The 17,270-nt window shown below is 41.0% G+C and carries 13 protein-coding genes; 4 read left to right on the forward strand and 9 right to left on the reverse strand.

Annotated features, from left to right (window positions below):
- Nucleotides 1-10 precede the first annotated feature (10 nt).
- The gene (locus tag I8751_RS07785) at nt 11-1,765 is read left to right on the forward strand and encodes a ScyA-related TPP-binding enzyme (RefSeq protein WP_214438602.1); all 1,755 of its coding nucleotides are present in this window, start codon (nt 11-13) and stop codon (nt 1,763-1,765) included.
- Nucleotides 1,766-2,061: 296 nt separating this feature from the next.
- The gene (locus tag I8751_RS07790) at nt 2,062-3,213 is read left to right on the forward strand and encodes a 3-oxoacyl-ACP synthase III family protein (RefSeq protein ID WP_214438603.1); all 1,152 of its coding nucleotides are present in this window, start codon (nt 2,062-2,064) and stop codon (nt 3,211-3,213) included.
- Between the two features lie 238 nt (nt 3,214-3,451).
- Here the strand turns inward: I8751_RS07790 and I8751_RS07795 are convergent, their stop codons facing one another.
- A complete protein-coding gene (locus tag I8751_RS07795) occupies nt 3,452-6,988 on the reverse strand; it encodes a WD40 domain-containing protein (protein WP_214438604.1) in 3,537 nt (1,178 codons plus the stop codon).
- Between the two features lie 787 nt (nt 6,989-7,775).
- Between I8751_RS07795 and I8751_RS07800 the strand changes: the two genes are divergently transcribed.
- On the forward strand, nt 7,776-8,117 hold the full coding sequence (locus tag I8751_RS07800) for a transposase (protein ID WP_214438605.1): 342 nt from the start codon (nt 7,776-7,778) through the stop codon (nt 8,115-8,117).
- 239 nt (nt 8,118-8,356) lie between these two features.
- Here the strand turns inward: I8751_RS07800 and I8751_RS07805 are convergent, their stop codons facing one another.
- Nucleotides 8,357-9,655, reverse strand: coding sequence for a tyrosinase family protein (locus I8751_RS07805; RefSeq protein WP_214438606.1), 1,299 nt, complete (start codon nt 9,653-9,655; stop codon nt 8,357-8,359).
- A gap of 538 nt (nt 9,656-10,193) precedes the next feature.
- On the opposite strand from I8751_RS07805, the gene I8751_RS07810 reads away from it, so the two are divergent.
- A complete protein-coding gene (locus I8751_RS07810) occupies nt 10,194-11,462 on the forward strand; it encodes a glycosyltransferase family 4 protein (RefSeq protein WP_214438607.1) in 1,269 nt (422 codons plus the stop codon).
- Between the two features lie 101 nt (nt 11,463-11,563).
- On the opposite strand, the gene I8751_RS07815 is transcribed toward I8751_RS07810, so the two are convergent.
- From I8751_RS07815 to I8751_RS07845, 7 genes are all read right to left on the reverse strand, one after another.
- Nucleotides 11,564-12,553, reverse strand: coding sequence for a phosphotransferase enzyme family protein (locus I8751_RS07815; protein WP_214438608.1), 990 nt, complete (start codon nt 12,551-12,553; stop codon nt 11,564-11,566).
- Between the two features lie 43 nt (nt 12,554-12,596).
- Entirely contained in the window at nt 12,597-13,706 is a 1,110-nt protein-coding gene (gene proB / locus I8751_RS07820; protein ID WP_214438609.1) for a glutamate 5-kinase, read from the reverse strand.
- A gap of 260 nt (nt 13,707-13,966) precedes the next feature.
- Entirely contained in the window at nt 13,967-14,491 is a 525-nt protein-coding gene (locus I8751_RS07825; RefSeq protein WP_214438610.1) for a YqeG family HAD IIIA-type phosphatase, read from the reverse strand.
- 148 nt (nt 14,492-14,639) lie between these two features.
- Nucleotides 14,640-15,224 (reverse strand): CPBP family intramembrane glutamic endopeptidase, encoded by a 585-nt coding sequence (locus I8751_RS07830; RefSeq protein WP_214438611.1) that lies wholly within the window; start codon nt 15,222-15,224, stop codon nt 14,640-14,642.
- Nucleotides 15,225-15,310: 86 nt separating this feature from the next.
- Nucleotides 15,311-16,372 (reverse strand): DUF3326 domain-containing protein, encoded by a 1,062-nt coding sequence (locus I8751_RS07835; RefSeq protein ID WP_214438612.1) that lies wholly within the window; start codon nt 16,370-16,372, stop codon nt 15,311-15,313.
- Between the two features lie 114 nt (nt 16,373-16,486).
- Complete coding sequence (locus I8751_RS07840; RefSeq protein WP_214438613.1) at nt 16,487-16,666, reverse strand: hypothetical protein; 180 nt, start codon at nt 16,664-16,666, stop codon at nt 16,487-16,489.
- A 78-nt stretch (nt 16,667-16,744) separates the two neighbouring features.
- Nucleotides 16,745-17,065, reverse strand: a complete 321-nt coding sequence (locus I8751_RS07845; protein ID WP_214438614.1) for a 2Fe-2S iron-sulfur cluster-binding protein — start codon at nt 17,063-17,065, stop codon at nt 16,745-16,747.
- Nucleotides 17,066-17,270 lie beyond the last annotated feature (205 nt).

A 17,270-nucleotide genomic window follows, 5' to 3' on the forward strand; every position in this document is an offset into this window, starting at 1 on the left:
GTAGGCGATCGTGAAAATTAAAACTATTACCAAAACCTTAAATCCATTAGAGCAGTTACCAAGAAATACTACTATCCCATCCAATCCCATATCAATTGAACAAACAAATGATTGGACGGTTGCAACAGCTTTAGTCAAGACATTAGAAGATTTGGGAGTCCGCTATGCTTTTGGTCTGTTTGGAGGCGGAATCACACCCCTTGTAGCCAGCCTAGAGCAAAGCTCAATCCAAGTGCTGCAATTTCGCCATGAAGCCGGAGCCGCATTTGCAGCTATTGAGTCTTATTTTGCTAGCGGACACCCCGTTGTCGTATTCAGCACAACTGGCCCAGGTATTACCAACGCTCTAACTGGACTGTTTGCTGCTCGTTGGGAAGGAGCAAAAATTATTTTCTTGTCACCTTGCACCTCTGCAACCCAACGCGGACGCTGGGCTTTTCAAGAAACCAGCCCATACACCATGTCTAATACAGGCATTTTTACATCAGGAACATTATTTAACTATGCCACCACTGTTGAATGCAGTTCGGAACTTCCAGAAATTGCTCGCAGACTTGCACTAGGTTTAGGAAAACCAGGCGGCTTTGTAGGCCATATCAGTATTCCCAGATCAATTCAGACAAGTTCACTCACGACACCATTACCTCGCGTGAATTTCTCACAAACTCCCGTAACTGCTGGAGAAGATGCTATCAGCAAATCTTTACAACTGCTATGTGAAGGGCCATTTGCGATTTGGGTCGGATTCGGTGCAAGGGGTGCAACTGCGGAAATCCGCCAACTTGCTGAGAGAACTAACGCTCCAGTGATGACATCCTCCCGTGGTAAGGGGATATTTCCTGAAGATCATCCTCAGTTTATCGGTGTAACAGGCTTCGGCGGACATAGCTCTGTTCTGGAATATATGCAAAAACAGCGTCCTTTGCGTATCTTAGTTTTGGGAACTAGGCTAGGTGAATTTACCTCATTTTGGAGTCCGGCGATGGTTCCCTCACGCGGTTTTGTACATGTGGATATCGACCCAGAAGTACCGGGAACTGCTTATCCATTGGCAGAGACATTCTCCATTCAATCTGACGTAGGAACTTTTGTTAAGGCTTTATTAAAGTATTTTCCAGAGTCTTCTCGTCCATCACCAACGTTACCCCTACCCCGTCCTGAATACGAGGCAATTAAGCCCTGCATAAATGGTCTAATACGTCCTGAAATGCTAATGGATGCTATTCAAAGGACAATTGTCGAAAACAGCGATGCCGTAATCATTACTGAGGCTGGTAACTCTTTTGCTTGGGGAACCCACACACTGCGATTTGCAACACCAGGGCGCTATCGGGTAAGTACCGGGTTTGGCTCAATGGGACACGCTGGTACGGGTGTCTTAGGTGCAGCACTAGCGCGAAATCGTAAAGCTGTAGCCATTCTTGGTGATGGTGCCATGCTCATGAATAGCGAAATCAGTACCGCTGTCAAACACAAAATTCCTGCTGTCTGGATTGTCCTCAACGATGCACGTTACAACATGTGCGACCAGGGCATGAACATGGAGGGATTTTACGGTGTAGATGCAGAAATTGAGACCGCAGATTTCGTAATGATTGCCCGTGGTATGGGAGCCGATGGCATTCGTGTACATAACGAATCTGATATTGCAGCAGCTCTAGAAACAGCCCTAACTTCACTTGTCCCATTTGTTGTCGATGTCATCATCGATCCAACTCGACCAGCACCGATTGGCAGCCGGATTAACAGCCTTATTAGTCAATAAGGCGTTGCATATTTGCGAGATGAATGTAAGATTTTGGCGTTGCTGAATTAAGATATGAAATTCAAAAATCAAGTATTCTCCACTCTTACTCTCTGCGGCTCTGCGCTACGCCAGTCGCTTCAAGGGGGAGGCAGCCGTGTGGGCGGGTTTCCCGACTTGAACGAACTGCCGTGGGAACCCCCGCACAGCGCTGGCTCCTCTGCGTGAGACAAAAATCATCTCATCAATCAGCAACACCGTCAATAATAATTCCTTCCTTTGCTCCCTCATTTCCCCACTTTTTAACGAGATTCATCATGATCTATCCACCAGTAGGTATTCGTTCAATTGCAGTCAACTTTCCCAGGGTCATTCGCACAAACGATTATTGGCGAGAAAATTACCCTGATGTAGTTGCAACAGCCGAGCAAAAAAGTTTATCAAAAGTATTTTCACCTGCTGATGCCACTCCCAGTAATGAATTTGAACTCGAAATGGCACCATATCTCAAAGACCCTTTCCGTGGTACTGTCGAGCGCCGGATACTGAGTCCGGACGAGTCATCACTCACACTAGAATATGGCGCAGCCAAAGATGCGATCGCAGCAACACAAATGTCTCCTGAAGACATCGATTTGATGATTGTTGCTTCACTTTGGCCAGAAAATATTCTACCTGGCAATGCCGCCTTTCTCGCTAATCAACTAGGTTTGCGTGGTGCTGCTTGGAATCTTGATTCTACCTGTTCTAATGCTATGGTTGCATTGCAAAATGCCACGGCGCTAGTGCGAACTGGAGAATACCGCAATGTATTGGTGGTAGTATCTTGCACCTATTCTCGCTTTACTGACGAAAACGATACTCTTTCGTGGTTTTTTGGTGACGGTGCTGGAGCTTTTGTGGTAGCACCGCTAAGATCAAATCAAGGAATCCTTAGTACTAAAATTGTCAATACATCTGCAACTTGTGGCACCTTCTATAATGAATTAACTACGAATGCTGAAGGCAAGCCGAGGATGTTAATCCGAGCAGCCAAAAACACCAATAGGGTATTGAGCGAAACTGCTGTAGATTACCTCCGTGAGTGTTGCTTGGGCGCGATGGTTGCTGCTGGTGTAACCCTTAATGAAATTAAATTTTTTGCTTTTAATACACCCACTGCTTGGTATTCGCGTCTCTGCATCGAAGCATTAGGAATCGATCCAGAACGAACAATCAACCTTTATCCGCACTATGCAAACATCGGGCCAATGCTGCCCATTGCTAATCTTTACCACGGCGCACAATTAGGCAAGATTCACGAAAACGATTTGGTTCTTGTATACACTATTGGCTCAGTATCCAACGCTGCTGCAACTGTAATGCGCTGGGGCAATGTTGCTCTAGGCTCAGCACCTGTCACCTCAACTAATCTAACTGTTGATACCGAGTTGCGCTCAAAGATAGTAACTCAGGGTTCAGATAGATAAGCAATGCCCCATTTCTAGATACTATTTCTGAATGCAACTTAGTATGAGTCAATACATTTCGGTTAAGGTTTTTTGATAGATCACAAAGACGCGATAAATCGCCGTCTTTACAAGAATCAGCCCTTCGTAGAGACGGCGATTTATCGAGGTTCGTAGTAAGCACTTTAGTACTTAAATATTGAGGACTAAAGTCCTGACTACGAACTTATTATCCCGTCTTAACTTATAAGACAGACCACTAGCTCTCTCCGTACTTAACCGCCCCTAAAGCTTTTAAAGTGGTAATAGTTGCTAGAGTTACGCCTGTAACACCCTTGATATTCATACCTTCGTAGTGTCTAGGACTTTTGAGGGTTTCTAAGCACTCACCACTATTAACATCCCAAAGTTTAATCGTTGCATCTTCACTAGCACTAACCAAGGTTTGATTATCAGGACTAAAAGCGACTGACCAGACCCACTTAGTATGACCTTGCAAAGTTTTGACACAATTACCAGTGCTGACATCCCACAACTTCACACTTTGATCCCCACTGCCGCTAGCTAAGATTCGATTATCCGGACTGAAGGCGACTGAATACACACCATGTTGATGTCCCTGCAAAGTTTTGATACAACTACCGGTGCTGACATCCCACAACCTCACCGTTTGATCCCCACTACCGCTAGCTAAGATGCGACCATCCGGGCTGAAAGCAACTGACCAAATCCAGTCAGTATGGTTTTTGAGATGATGAAGGCAGTTACCAGTCTTAACATCCCAAAGCTTTACTGTTTGGTCATGGGAGCCACTAGCTAGGAACTGACCATCTGGGCTGAAAGCAACTGACCAAACCCGATGAGTGTGTCCATGCAAGATCTTGAAACATTGACCAGTAGTAATATCCCATAATCTGACCATTTGATCTTGAGAACCACTAACTAGCGTCTGATTGTCTGGACTGAAGGCTACAGACCAGACCCGATTAGTATGTCCATGCAAAATCTTAAAACATTCACCACTAGTGATATTCCATAGCTTGATTATTTGATCCTCACTAGCGCTTGCAAGAGTGCGACCATCAGGACTAATAGAAACTGATGTCACCCGACTACTGTGCCCACGCCAAGTTTTTAAGCGTTTACCAGTGTTGGCATCCCACAAACTCAATGTTTGGTCGTTACTACCACTAGCAAAGATGCAACCACTGGGACTAAAAGCAACTGACCAAATTCCACTGGTACGACCTTGTAAGACCCTTAGACATCGGCCAGTGTTGACATTCCACAGCCTTACTGTTTGGTCATCGCTAGCACTTGCCAACACTTGTTTATCTGGACTAAAGGCTACTCCCCACACTCGTGTGTCATGTCCGTGTAGAATTTTGAGACATTGACCAGTGTTGACATCCCACAATCTTATTGTTTGGTCATCACTGGCAGTTGCAAGGTTACAACCATCTGTACTAAAAGCAACTGAATTTACTAAATCAATATGACCTTGGAAAGTATGAAGGCATTGACCAGTGTGGATATTCCACAACTTCACTGTTTGGTCATGAGAACTGCTTGCCAACATATTACCATCTGGACTAAAGGCCAGAGACTGTACTCTGCGGGTATGTCCCTTCAACGCCTTAAGGCATTGATTTGTGTTTACATCCCATAGCTTTACCGTTTGGTCGTTATTTCCAATAGCAAGTGTATGATTATCTGGACTAAAGGCAACTGCCCACACCTGACTACCCAATCCTTTTAAGGTATGAAGGCATTGAGCTGTGCCGACATCCCACAACTTTACTGTTGTATCTTCACTGCCACTTGCCAGAGTATCACCATCTGAACTGAAGGTGAGTGACCAAATTCTGCCGCCATGACCTTGCAAAGTTGCTAGGCACTGACCTGTATTAATATCCCACAGTTTGACTGTTTTATCATCACCACCGCTAGCAATAACTTGACCATTAGGACTAAAGATAACCGGCCAGACCCAACCTGTATGTCCTTTGCATGTGAATAGTTGTTTTCCATCTGCAACCTGATATAGGCGTACTTCTCCATTAGTATCTCCTGTAGTTAAGAGTTTCCCATCAGGGCTGAATGCTACTGAATGAATACCGCCAAGGGTTTCAGCAAAAACACTCTTAGCTAAATTAGCATTCGTAAAATTTACATTGTGCAAATTCACATTTCGCAGATCTGCTTGCCAAACAGTTAAATTAGAAAAATCATAACCATTTAGATCTGTTTCTAAATGGCAGAGTAAATTCAAAATATTTCCAGATGTATAACTTTGTTCTAATGGAGATGTTTTACGTATGGTTGTTAATATTTGATTTAGCTGATTTACCAGAGTTATTTGACTTCTGAAAACAGCAAGCAGTTGCTCTATAATTGGTTGCAGGATAAGATGAATTTGATTTTCTTTTACATAGTCTTTTGCAGTTGCCTTCATCAAAGCATGGCATCTGAAAATTTCAATTTCCTGAGTGGCAATTTCTTCACAAACTTGCTGTACTAATCGATTAATTACATACTCCATAACTACAGGTTGTAGAGTAAAGAGTGCTTTGCTTTGCTCAATTAGCGATCGCCTCACTAAAGACTCCACAATTTCTAATAATTTTTGTAGTGGGAGTGCTGATATAATGTCTTTTTGTATTTCTGCAAGCGAAACCGCCTCATGATTAATCGCCAACCAATAAATTATTTCTTTTTCTAAATCTGATAAACGTTCAAATTGCTGCTCTAAAATATCCCAAATGTCACCGAAAACAATTGCATCTTGTTTTAAAAATTCAGAAACATTACCACTAAATAAATCTTGAATGGTTGTAGCAACTACTTTTAAAGCTAAGGCGTTACCTCCATATAGCTCAACTAACGCTCTTACTTCATGATCAGCAGCAGATATTCCTTTAATTTTTAAAATTTCTTGTCCGTCATTTGCTAAAAGACCTTTCAGCATGAATGAGCGAACGCATAACCCACCTCCTTCCATTGAAGCTATTTCTTTCGGTTTTTCCCTACTTGTCAGTATTAAACAACTTTGTTGTTCTGTTTGCCCTAATCGTTTTAGAAGTTCACTATATCCTTCGTATCCTTCTCGATAACGCCCAGCCCGACTACCGCTACGTAAAATTGACTCCATATTGTCTAAAATCAGCAAACAGCGATACTGTCGCAGATAATAAAGCAGTCGCGTTACTCTCTCAGCTGTGCCTTCTGGAAGGACTGCTTCTGTTTCTCGTTGATCAGAAAGAAATTGAATGAAACTAGCTACAAGCGTGTTTATTGGTGGTGCATCTTGTAGCGATCGCCAAATAACATACTCAAAATTCTCTTTAATTTGTTCTACAAGCTTCACACAAAGAGAAGTTTTGCCCATCCCCCCCATACCTAAAATCGCCACTATTTGGCAGCGATCTTTTAAAATCCAATGCTCTAATTTCGCGATTTCTTCTGTGCGCCCATAAAAAACCGATGCACCGATCGCTTCTCCCCAATCTAGGTGTCGAGTTTTGTCTGAATTTGTATAGTCAGCTTTATCTAACTCTAAATTGAAAGCTTGGAAAAAAAACTCAAGTGTCTTTTTGTCAACTCCTTCTTCACGGGATAATACTTTAGAAACTGTAACAGAATTTACTCCTACACGTTCACTTAAATCTTCAAGGGTATATCTATTACCGTAATTTTCTTGATCTTCAAAGGCAATTTTACCAGATTGAAGCTTTTGTAATCCTTCAGGTGTAAGAATCAGACCGCGCTTACGTTTTTGCTTTGGAAGCTGCGTCATAGCTACTAACCTTATGAATGTAAAATAAATAACTTGTAATTATTAATACGATATTCACTCTAACCTTAGCTATCTTTAAATTTGTAGCTGCAAGTGAATTTAAGGCTCTTTTGCTATGCTTACTTGCATTATGGATGATCAATCAATACCTTTTGGTTAAGAAAGAAAAGCAAAAGGGTAAAGGTTTTAATTTACCCATCAGGGCGAACGCACGGGATTTCCGAAACCCCTACTGGACAAGGATCTTGATGAAAAAATAGGCTAAATTAGAAAACGCCGAAACCCTTGCCATTGAAGGATTCTTATACTTTAGATGCGTTTGCCCTGATTTACCCATGACTTTTAACCCTTAATCTTTTCATAAACTATAGCGATCCGATTTGATTTATAAAATTATTTGCGTAGTAAGGCAATAGGCAATAGTCAAGAAGCCTCTTTGAGTCATATTGAATTTTTTCACAAATCAAATATGAGTCCTACAGAAGAGAATGTGTTATTACCGTTTTGAAAAGTATTGGTTGATAAATCAAGAATAAACATAAAAACCAAAAGTCTCCGCATGGAGTATAACAACAAGCATAAGGGCTTAAGTCCTTATGTTATATTTTGCAAAAATTATTTAAAAAACTTCAAATTTCGATAATTTTTCAGACAAAAATACCTCTTTCCCCCAACCAAATTCACCTAAAAATCTCGCGGGAGTGTGGAAGCCGCGTCTATTCATAGGACGGAGTAAAAACGACTCGACTATTTTTAAATAGCTATCACAGGTGATATAGTTCGTCTTATGGAACAAGTACTGACACTAGTTTGCAAGCTCAACCCCACTCCTGAACAAGTTGCCCAAATAGAGGCGACACTGAAGACGTTTGCGGATGCTTGCAATTATGCCAATCAGCAAGTTAAACCGCAAACAACAAGCAAGACAACCATCCAAAACATGGTCTATCAAGACTCGCGTTCGTTGTTTGGGTTGTCTGCTAATTTGGTAGTTAGAGCTTGTGCCAGAGTAGGGGCTAACCGTAAAACCGCTAAACAGAAGAACAAGGCAGTTAAAGACTTTAAACCCACTAGCGCCGACTACGACGCTAATTCGCAATTCGCAATTCGCAATTGCGAAAGTAATTGAATAATTGATTCATTCAGGATACAAGCCTCTCGATTTATTGAGAAAAAGCAAGAATACGTAGTATCAGTATTCAAGCCCCCGCCTTTAGACATGGGGCAATAATTGCGAATTGCGAATTCACAATTGCGAATTGGTGTGACGCCATATTTTTTGTTGAGGCTAGAGGAGGGAAAGAGGTGAGTGTGGGAGGAGCAACTTTCAGCAGACTTAAGAAGGCATTATCTGAGAATTTATTTAAACTATTGAGGCCACCATACTAATCGGTGTCGGTCATGTCTAAGAGTGTCGTAGGTATAACCATACTTTCTAAGATTGAGAGTGTCTTTGGGCGTAACAATGTCATTGGTTGCAAAACTTGGTAACAGAGATAATATATCTCCTGGGCCAATTGTTGCTGGAGTTGACTGACCTCCATCCCAAGGCCACATACGGTCATTGAGATTGTGTCCGTAAGGTTGATTTGTTTTTGGATAAAAAGCCTTTCTAGAGTAATTGTTCTCTTGCCATTGGGCCCAAAGGCGATCCACATTGGCATGATGCAGCCAGAAAACAGGATCATTGGGAGAGCCAGGAACGTTGCTCATAGTACCTAATCTTTGAAGCAGAAGAGGCGGAAACTGAGTTAAATCAGCAAGAACTCCACCGACCAAGCCATGAAGGTAATTATGAGTAAATACTCCAGGAATTTCATTACCATTTTGATCTACAGTAATGTCTCCTTCCATAGCAGGGCGAAACTGAAGATAATCATTGATGTTAAGTAAATTATTTATCTCTGTTTGAGGTAGGGGGTAATTATTGGCAGGAGGTATTTGTAGAAAACGTATAAGTGACTTTCCTAGAGTTTTGTTTGTTAATTGATTAATGTGTAAGTTTTCGTTCAAAACCCAACCATCAATTTGAGAAAAATTACCGACTTGAACAGAACCTCCAAAAAAGCTACCTGCGCCTGGAACATTGATTGTTCTTCCTGTACCATTTGCTCCTAAAAAGTCGGGTTGAAAAATAACATCAATAGCTTTAGGATCTGTCCAATCCCAATATGGAATAGTTATGTGAGGATTAACTGACTGCAAAGCTTTTTCAAATCGTCTTACATATTCACGGTGCCAAGGCAGAAATGCTGCATTTCCATGAGCAGCATCAGTTCCCGCAGCAGGCCCAGAGGGAAGCGACATCATATTTTGTTGATTTGTATTCATGCCTCCTGTATGCATTGATGAGAATCCCATAGCTCCCACATGTATTGCAACAATTTGGTCATAGAGGCTAATATTACTGCCTGGGGGTATTGTATTTTTTAATGTCTTAATAGCATTAACAAAGTCTGCTTTTTCTTGTGGAGTCAGGTCAATAACGTTCTTTCTTACTAGAGTGGTTTCCATTGCTGGAGTTTTCACCATAGTTATGGCAAAAATAATGCCAATACTTAACATGATGAATGTTTTACGGAGAAAGTTTAAAGTCTTTTTTTTAAGCTTGAAATGTTGTGTCCACGATTGAGCTTTTCTACTATTTGTGTCGATTTTTGTTTTCATTCAAATAAGTCCCTGATTAAAGTAGTTTTGCGATCGCTTCTGTATCTAGTACACAAAAGCTGCTGAAAAGCATTTTACGGGGTAAAAGGTACATGATTCACAACGGACAAGTCAAGGAAATAAAAAAAGTAGACATCAGTGTTCAAGTTAATTTTGCTGGTAAAATCTTGAGATAGATAAATAATTAGTTTTCATTTATACAAATATTTTTTCTTGACAGACTTTAGTAGCACAACTACTCTAATTACTGGCTTAAAAGAACTTTTGAGTCTGAACTTCAAATGTTCATAGACGAGTTTATACTTAAGCCTGGTTTTTAATTTACACATTACATTTTATATCTAAGAAGTAAAATTTATATCAAATTTTACTTAAGTAATCATTAACAAAATTCACTGAATCTTCAATGACAAACCACTGACATAGAAAGATTCTAAAGAGAGAATTAAATATAGGTGCTTCAAAATGCTAAACAATAATTTTTTGAAGTAAAAAACTTTACTATCCACAAAGCCAGGGGATCTCTGACTAATTTGTTATGCGGATTTTAATTTACTCTTACAACTACTATCCAGAACCAATTGGTATTGCCCCGCTGATGACGGAACTAGCAGAGGGACTGGCCAAGCGTGGGCATGAAGTGCGTGTAGTGACAGCTATGCCTAACTATCCTGAGCGCCAAATTTACGAGGGCTATCGGGGCAAACTATATCTCAACGAATATAAAAATGGTGTTCAAATTCAACGCAGTTATGTTTGGATTCGTCCACAACCTAATCTTTTAGATCGAGTATTACTAGATGCTAGTTTTGTTTTTACTAGTTTTGTGCCTGCCCTCTTTGGTTGGCGACCAGATGTAATTCTCTCAACGTCGCCATCACTGCCTGTTTGTGTACCTGCTGCTCTTTTAGGATGGTTGCGTGCCTGCCCTGTGGTCTTAAATCTTCAAGATATATTACCAGAAGCAGCTGTTCATGTTGGACTATTAAAAAATAAACTGCTTATCAAACTCTTTGCAGGATTGGAAAAATTTGCTTACCGCAGCGCCTCTAAAATTAGTGTTATTGCCGATGGTTTTGTAGAAAACTTGCTGTCTAAAGGTGTAGCACCTGACAAAATTGAGCAAATTCCTAATTGGGTAGATGTCAACTTCATTCGCCCTTTACCCAAAGAAAATAATCCTTTCCGTACAGCACATAACCTAAATGGCAAATTTGTAGTGCAATATTCTGGAAATATTGCCCTTACCCAAGGCTTAGAAACCGTCGTTCAAGCTGCTTCTTTATTGCGTCATATTCCAGAAATAGCCTTTGTGATTGTTGGAGAAGCGAAAGGTTTACAGCGATTGCAACAATATTGTTTAGATTGCGGAGCCGATAACGTTTTATTACTACCGTTTCAACCCCGCGAACATTTACCACAAATGTTAGCAGCCGCAGATGTCGGTTTGGTAGTGCAAAAGAAAAACGTTATATCTTTCAATATGCCATCAAAAATTCAAGTGCTACTTGCCAGTGGTCGGGCGTTAATTGCATCTGTACCCGATAATGGTACGGCAGCAAGAGCAGTTAGACAAAGTGGCGGTGGAGTTATTGTTTCTCCAGAAGACCACCAAGCTTTAGCAATGGCAATTTTGGAACTGTACAAACACCCAGAAAAAGTCAAAACTTTAAGTTATAACAGTCGTAAATATGCTACTGAACAATATGCTTTTGAACATGCTTTAAATCATTATGAAAATTTGTTTTACTCAGTGACGGTCGACACTCAAACAGCTGAATCTAAAGTGGTGTCAAAAATTATTTAAAGCCCAATTTTTGTTTAAGTACTGAGTGGCTGATTGTTACTGCGATCGCCACACCAAAATCCTTAAAATAATGTGCTTTGCCGTGATCGCCTCCAACTATCTTAATACTTGTCAAACAAGAATGACCGACCCTGAAGATACAAAGGAATGTGCTTCTTCGCGACATCTTTCACGGTGCCTGAAAGCCCCTCATGCTCTTCTGGATTATTCACATGAAAAGAAAGCACGTCTATCAATGCCATGATAAAGAAACCTTCTGTAATTTGCACGTAATTTTCAGGAAGTTCTCGACTTACTTGATATCCTTCAAAAAAGGAAGATCTGACAGCAGGATGTAAATATTGAAGCGAACTCGCAACATCATAAAGATAGTACCCAAAGCCACAGCGAGCAAAATCAATCGGTCGAAGTTCTTCATTGTGGAATAGATAGTTACCGTCATGGAGATCGGCGTGAATTACTCCCCAATTATTTTGTGTTTGACCAAGGGTTCCTATCATATCTTGAACTCGGCAAACTCCTGCTTCGAGGACACTGTAATCTTCTGCTGAAATCAGTTTTTGTGATACTGCTGGATGAAGTGCCAGTAGTGCTGCTTGGAATCGATTCTTGTCATAGATTGGACGAACAAAGTTTTGTGGTAGTTGCCATTGATTACTATGCTGATGCAGTTGAGCTAGCAAGGAACCAAGTTGGTAAGCCTGTTGTGGAGTTCGTTCTGTGTTGAGGACATTACCATCAATCCAGCGCAGCAGAGAGCAATAAAAGACTTCTTTGCTCTCATCTACCACAACTTGAGTGACCCATCTATTCTGTAGATTTTTGATTGGCTCCTGCACAACTACTACTGTGTCACGATGCAAGGCAGCAAGCCAAAGAAGTTCGGACTCAATCACTTCTGGTCTGTGCCACACATCATCTTGATGCCTAGAGATTGCTTGGTGAATACGGAGAAGAAATTTTTCCTCTTGTGTTTCTATGCAGAAGGTTAAGCTTCCACTATGACCTAAAAATGAACGTTGCTCTTGAGTTACACCATATTGGTTAAGGGCGGCTTTCGTGATGTAATCATAGACACTAAATTGAAGCATCCTCATACACCGTCTTGAGATATCTCGTCTAATCTTACAGCCATTAAGTTAGAACCAAGTTATCTCGGTGAATTACGGTTTCTGCACCTACATAGCCTAAAATTGTAGGAATTTCTCTAGACTGACATCCGCGAATCTTTTCTAAATCATCGCTATTGTAGTTCACAAGACCTCTAGCAATTTCATTTCCACTGGTATCGCATAACTGTACAGCCTCTTGAGTGTCAAATTTTCCTTCTACTGCTTTAATTCCAGCTGCCAACAATGATTTTCCCGCCTGGGAGATTGCCGCGATCGCTCCTGAATCTAAGTATAATTTACCAGCAGGTACTAGACCGTAAGCTATCCAACGTTTACGGGCAGAAGTTGGTTCGGGTTGTGGTTTAAAATGAGTACCAAGTAATTCTCCCTGTAAAATTTTTTCTATATTGTGAGGAAATCGTCCTTCTGTGATTACAGTCCGCACTCCCGCAGCAACGGCAATTCTGGCAGCAGAAATTTTTGTCACCATCCCACCAGTACCCCATTGAGAGCCTTGAGTGCCTGTTTGTACCTGTAATTGTGCCAACTCTTTCATACTACTCACTAAAGCGATCGGCTGGGCATCAGGTACAGAACGGGGATCAGCCGAGTAAAGCCTATCGACATCGGTAAGTAAAAATAGCCAATCTGCTTCTACTAAACTGGCAACTAAAGCAGAGAGGGTATCATTGTCACCAAATTTTAGTTCATCCACTGCTACTGTGTCATTTTCATTGACAACGGGGATCACTCCCAGTCCTAGCAATTCTCGAAAGGTGTTGTAAGCGTTGAGATAGCGACTGCGTTGTACTAAATCACTACGAGTGAGTAAAACCTGAGCAATTGGCTGTTGTAAAGTAGTAAATAAATCGTCGTACACACGCATTAATCGTCCTTGCCCAACTGCTGCTACTGCTTGTTTGAGGGCGATCGCTTTGGGACGTTCAGTTAAGCCCAACCGCGCACAACCCACGCCTACAGCGCCAGAAGATACTAAAATTACCCGATGACCTTGCCGCCTCAAAGAAGAAAGTATTTCCGCTAAAGTAGCAATAGTGGAAAGTGCTAGTTGTCCAGTTTCTGGTTGAGTTAAGCTAGAAGTGCCGATTTTGACGACAATCGTTTTAGTCATTGGTCAATGGTCAATAGCCAAAAATAAAAAAATTTTAATGATTAACTCTAAAGTCTTAGCTAAATTGTAAAGCGCCAGTCCCTCTATATTTGAAGGCTGACGCTTTACGGGTTTATAGTTATTTATTATGGGCTAGGGTCTTTTTTGGCTGACCCCATGTTATTAATACTTATATTCCCAGATTTTTCAGTTTTCTAAATATTTCTTAACTATTTCTTTAGATTTAATTTCCTGACGTTTTTTCAATATTTGAGAGCTAGCTAGTATTTTTTGGGATTAATAGAGGCTCCCAAGATTTCAGAAAACCAAACTTCAAAGTTTCGTATTGGGTGAGTTCTAAGAGCAGCATCGGCATGGACAATAGGCTCAACCAAAATAGTAAACATGCCTAAACGATTACCTGCTAAGACATCAGTAAATAAGCGATCGCCTACCATCCCTACTTGTTGCACTGGTAAATTCATGGTGTTTAATGCAGCTCTAATTTTGCGTCGAGAAGGCTTGGCTGCACCTAAGTAATATGGCAGATTTAGAGAGCGAGCGATTCCACCAATTCTTGCTTCACTAAGGTTATTGCTCACTAAATAAAGCACAGTATGAGTACGGATTTGTTCCACCCACTGTTGTAGTTCTGGTGAAGCTATTCCCACTCTCATAGGTACTAAAGTTTCATCTACATCTAATACTAGCCCCTTTAGCTTGTATTGTTGGATAATTTCTGGTGTCAGGTTTAATACTGAACCTGACAAAATCAAATCAGGCTGTAATAGCTTGTTCCAAGTCATAGTCAAGAATTAAAGTTCAAAGTAGAATTGCTAATCAGAAGAACACATTAGCAAAGAAATCAATAACCCAAAAGTACAGCCTACTCAAAGGTAAGGACTAAAGTCCTTACAACAAACACGCAAAACTGCATTGATAAATCACTAGTCCCTAGTCCCTAACTCCCATTTTCCACAAATAACTAGAAATCAAATTTGTCGTAATATGAGCGATGATCGGTACTAATAAATTGCCACTAATGAGGGCACTATACCCCAGTATCAACCCAATAATACTTGCCCAAATTACGTAAGGCCATTGTTGAGAACCGCTGAAATGCAACACGCCAAAGCAAAGGCTAGAGACAATTACAGCTACATGATCTAAGCCTAAAGCTGGGAGCATCACACCTCTAAATAATAATTCTTCACTTAACCCTGGTAGCAACCCCAGCCAAATTAAGTCGGGCATTGCTAATGGACTCAGTACTAACTCTAGGTAATAGTCTGCACTTTTTCGGTAGGGAGGGCAAAGGCGATAAGCTAAACCACTCAAAGCAGTGATGACTAAACCCAACCCCAGTCCTAAGAGCAAATCTTTTTCGTCCCAGTGCAACTTGAATAGGTAAACGTTACCAAAGCTTAACCACAACTTGGCGACTATCCATAAAAGGATGGAAGTCACTCCCATAGCTACCAAAACTTGGATACGTGACAGGTAGGGAATTTCTGGTTCGTGTTTTTGTTGTTTAACCACGGGTATTTAGAGAGAAGGATATAAGGAAGACTATTGACTTTTTTTGAGTTAAAAATTCTTTTTAATTTTTAATTCTTCATTTTTAATTAAGCGAAGGGACTGACTACTGGTTGCAAAGGGGATATTTGGGGACGAAGCGCAGATGGATTGATCCCTGCTTTATGTGCTACCAATATACCCGCTGCTTCTAAATATGAGTTTACTTGGATGGATTTGATCCTTAGGGGTTGGGGAGGAACTTGTATTAAAGTTTTATTTTCCTCTACTGTAATGATTTGGCATTGACTTTGGCTTAAACTGAGTAAGGCGCTACTACCACAAGCATTTGCAGGTGCGATCGCAGCATCTATTTGATCTGCCCAAATATCTTGGTGTTTTTTTTCTACAACAAATTTTGGGGCACGACTCAAGCCTACAAGGACGCTCGGCAAAAAAGTATAGCCCACTTCTTCGGCGGCAGAACGGGGGGATAAATTGGGATCTGGGGGTACATCTGCCAACGCCGGAGAATGAGCGCAAGGAATTTGAAAAGTCCGCACTATTAAATGGCTAATGACTGCTTCTGCACCCGCGAGGGGGTCTACACCTTTGCCCTGGCGGTAGTTTTGCACTGCATCTTCATCCATATCATCGGGGAAACGGGCAACAACTGCGATCGCTTCTGCTCCTGCTTTTTTGATTAATACTTCAGCTGCCCTTAATAAGCTATCAGGGTTGCCAATAGTTCCCCAACTTGCTCCTGATGGCGCGGTTCGTAATTCCACATTTAATGGCGCATCAGTAATTACATAATCTGTAAGGGTTAAACCAAGGGTTGCTCTGGCTGCATCTGCTGCTTGGAGATGTCGCAGTCGCAATTCTGGCTCAATGCCTTGGTCTAAGAGCAAACCTATTTTGTTAGTGTGTACTGGACGTAAACCCCAACACCCAGCAGCAAATTTGTCAAGACCATAACCTTCAACATAGAAAGCATTGGGGAGGTTCCAGTACAAACTCGCACCGTTGAGGACGTTGGGGTGAGTAATCAGGCGATCGCAAACTTGTGCTAAAACTTTGGCAACAGGTAAAGCATCTCCTGCATAACCCCCAATCGCAGCCCCAATACCAGTAGGTATAATCAAAATAGCAGTGTAGGGACGTTGATTCACAAGTTGGGCTCCAATTCTCAATAACGTCCACAGGCTAAAATTTTAGCGCGACAAAAACAAAGCCTGCCCGTGCAGGCTAATTACATGCAACTTCATATAAAAACGGTATAACTTCTAAATCTCTACTTTAGTTACAACCGCTTCTACTGTAGCTTTTTGCTGTTCTTTATCTACAGAGGCAATTGCCCAACGTAAGGGTTCGCCTTGTTTTTTTAATTCTGTTTCAATGGCTTTTTGCAGTTCTGTAGGAGTTTCTTGGAAGTCAATCTCTGCGGTAATAAAATGAGTAGTCATCGTGGTCAATCCTGTTGATTTGTAGTTCCTAGAATAGCCGATTTCAGCATCTAGAGCGAATTTTCAGTTTTTATCCTTTTATTGATCTTTACCAAATTGCAATTGATAAACTATTTCTTCTTTTTCTGTTTCAATTTTTAAATCAGAACGAGGATAGGCGATACAAAGTAATACGTAACCTTGTTTTTGCAAATCTAAACTAACACCCATGCCGTCAGTTTGATCTACAGTCCCCTCAATGATTTGACCAGCGCAAGTCGTACAAACGCCTGCATGACAAGAACTGGGTAAATCTATACCTGCTGCATCGGCTACCGATAAAATAGTTTCATTTTCAGGAACTTGCAAAGTATGAACTTTGCCTTGGTGGTTAATTTCTACAGTGAAAGTTTGGGTCATAAACAGAAGCAGTTAAATGCAACGGACAAATGAAATATTTTATCTGATAAGTAGATGCACCGCACAATCGAATTTTGCAATGCCAAGGAAATGATTGTGTTGCCAAAAAATTTTATGTTCTCAATAAATATTATTTGTTGACAAAGTTGTCTCAACTATGCTGTTAACAGCACTCTTTTTAAGAGTATACTAACAATCTAATAAG

Source organism: Atlanticothrix silvestris CENA357 (assembly GCF_016056295.1).
GTDB lineage: Bacteria > Cyanobacteriota > Cyanobacteriia > Cyanobacteriales > Nostocaceae > Atlanticothrix > Atlanticothrix silvestris.